Annotated in this window: 1 protein-coding gene; it reads left to right on the top strand. The window is 65.8% G+C overall.

All coding sequences use genetic code 11. From position 1 onward, the window contains the following. Nucleotides 1-45: 45 nt before the first annotated feature. The coding region (locus VI08_RS20600) for an aminopeptidase (RefSeq protein WP_232309610.1) at nt 46-933 on the top strand (888 nt) is incomplete at its 3' end.

The raw sequence follows: 933 nt of genomic DNA on the forward strand, positions 1-933 counted from the left end.
CGCGCAAGCGCGCTCCTACATGGCCCATTCGGGCACAATGGCCCGATGCGCCTTGCCCTCATCGCCATGCTCGCGTTACTCACCGGTTGCCGCTCGCTGGGGTATTACGCCCACGTCACGCATGGGCAGGTGGCGCTGCTCACGGCACGCAAGCCCATCGACAAGGTCATCGCGGACCCGAAGACGCCAGATAAGGTTCGCAAGCGCCTGGAAACCGCGCGCGATGCACGCCGCTTCGCCAGCGCCGCGCTCGGGCTGCCGGATAACCGCAGCTACACCTACTACGTGCAACTCGACCGCCCATGGGTGGCTTGGAACGTGTTCGCGACGCCCGAGCTCTCCGTCGACCCCGTCATCCAGTGCTTTCCCTTTGCAGGCTGCGTGTCGTACCGCGGTTACTTCCGTCGCGACCTGGCCGAAAGCCAAGCGGCACGACAAAAAGCGCTGGGCCATGACGTGAGCATCGGCGACGTACCGGCGTACTCCACGCTGGGCTGGTTCGCCGACCCGGTGCTCAGCAGCATGTTGGGTTGGGACGAGGACGACCTGGCCGGCACGATCTTCCATGAGCTTGCGCACCAGAAGCTTTACGTGAAGAACGATTCCTCGTTCAACGAATCGTATGCGAGCTTCGTGGAGCAGGAAGGCGTACGCGAGTGGCGCGCGGCACGGGGCCTGCCCGCGCCGGATGCGAACGGCGATGCCCTGGCACACTCGTTCACCCAAAAGGTGCTTGCGCTGCGCGACGACCTGAAGGCGATGTACGTCATGCCGATGGGCGACGACGCCAAGCGCGTGGCGAAGGCGGAAGCGTTCGAGGTGTTCCGCGGCACGTACCTCGCCTGGCGCGAGACCGAGGCCGGCGGCGACCGCCGCTACGACCGCTGGATGGCCCAGCCCATCAACAACGCCAGCCTGCTTCCCTTCGGCCTG

The organism is Luteibacter yeojuensis, from assembly GCF_000964085.1.
In the GTDB taxonomy this organism is placed as follows: Bacteria; Pseudomonadota; Gammaproteobacteria; order Xanthomonadales; family Rhodanobacteraceae; genus Luteibacter; species Luteibacter yeojuensis_A.